The sequence below is a fragment of the Mesorhizobium sp. M7A.F.Ca.MR.176.00.0.0 genome (genome assembly GCF_004023165.1).
Lineage (GTDB): Bacteria > Pseudomonadota > Alphaproteobacteria > Rhizobiales > Rhizobiaceae > Mesorhizobium.
The window spans coordinates 15,218-16,749 of the sequence record NZ_RZTC01000124.1 but is presented as its reverse complement, the minus strand read 5'-3'; the positions used below and the strand labels follow the sequence as shown (position 1 = coordinate 16,749).

The window sequence follows — 1,532 nt, the reverse complement described above, 5'->3', positions numbered from 1 at the left end:
GGGCAGGATATGGCCGATATGCAGCTTCGCCGCGACGTCGGTGACCCGCCGCTTGATCTCGGCCTCGGCGACCCGGCGTTCGACCAGGGGAAAGCGGACATTTTCGAGCGCGCTCATATGCGGGAACAGCGCCAGGTTCTGGAACACCATCGCCACGTTGCGCTCGGCCGGCGACATCGCGTTGACCGGCCTGCCTCCGATCAGGATTTCGCCGGTGTCAGGTGTCTCCAGCCCGAGCACCAGGCGCAGGATGGTCGACTTGCCCGACAGCGGCGGACCGAAGAAGCAGAAGAACTCATTGTCGTTAACGGTGAACGAGGCGTCATCGACGGCGAGTGTATTGCCGTAGCGTTTGGTCACATTACGGAAGACGATATCGGCCATGGCTCAGGTCGCTCCACGGATCAGTGACAGGTAGCGAACGCCGGCGCCGCCCCTCATCCGCCTGCCGGCACCTTCTCCCCGTATAGGGACGGGGAGAAGGGAGAAGCTCCAACGATGACGCCCCCCTCTCCCCGTCTCTACACGGGGAGAGGGTAAGGGTGAGGGGCGGCGCCAACTTGCGAAAATTTGCCGGACCAACATCTCAGCCTCCCACCCTCATGGCGCGGCCGGTAGCGGCGTCGAAGACGCGCACCGACGACGTAGTGGGGGCGATGACAGCGGTGTCGCCGATAGCCAGTCCGACATCATTGTCGAACACCGTTTTCACAGCCGCCTCGCCCTGGCCGAGATGAACGATGGTGCGCGCACCGATCCGTTCGACAAAGGTCACCGGCATTGCGAGCCCCTGCCCATTCTGCACCAACGTCGCCTGTTCAGGCCGGAATCCGTAAAGCACCTCGCCGCGCGCACCGCGCATGGCCATCGCGAGTTCGCCCGGCAGCGGCGGCGTGACGCCCAGCGGTCCGAGATCGACGACCAGTCCGCGGTCGCTCTCCGCTGGCCTGCCCTTGAGCAGATTCATGCCCGGCGCACCGATAAAGCGGGCGACGAAGACATTGGCCGGATCGTTGTAGACCTCGAGCGGCGTGCCGACCTGCTGCAGCACGCCATGATCCATGACCGCGATGCGGTCGGCCATGGTCATCGCCTCGAGCTGATCGTGGGTGACATACACCATGGTCTGGCGGAACTGCCGCTGCAGCTGCTTCAGTTCGGTGCGCATGACGGCCCGGAAAGCGGCGTCGACATTGGACAGCGGCTCGTCGAGCAGGAAGATCGCCGGCTCCATGATCGCCGAGCGGCCGATCGCCACCCGTTGCAATATATTGACCGACAGCCTGTCGGCCTTGCGGTCGAGCAGCGGCGAAAGCTGCAGCATCTCGGCGATGGCGCCGACGCGGCGATCGATCTCGGCTTTGGCAGCCCCCCGCATTTTTGGTCCATAGGCAAGGTTCTGGCGCACCGTCATATGCGTGAAGATGGCGTAGTTCTGGAAGACGAAGCCGACGCCGCGCCGGCCCATCGGCACGCCGGCCATGTCGCGCTCGCCAAACAGGATCTTGCCGCCGGTCGGCTCTTCCATGCCG

At 64.7% G+C, this 1,532-nt stretch carries 2 protein-coding genes; both read right to left on the bottom strand.

The genetic code is table 11. The features are described 5' to 3' along the window. Window positions 1-384: ATP-binding cassette domain-containing protein (locus EOB59_RS29035; RefSeq protein WP_128289802.1), on the bottom strand; the 384-nt coding region annotated here is incomplete at its 3' end. Window positions 385-586: 202 nt separating this feature from the next. Beyond that, window positions 587-1,532, bottom strand: a 946-nt coding sequence (locus EOB59_RS29030; RefSeq protein WP_245486804.1) for an ABC transporter ATP-binding protein, incomplete at its 5' end; no start/stop codon positions are given.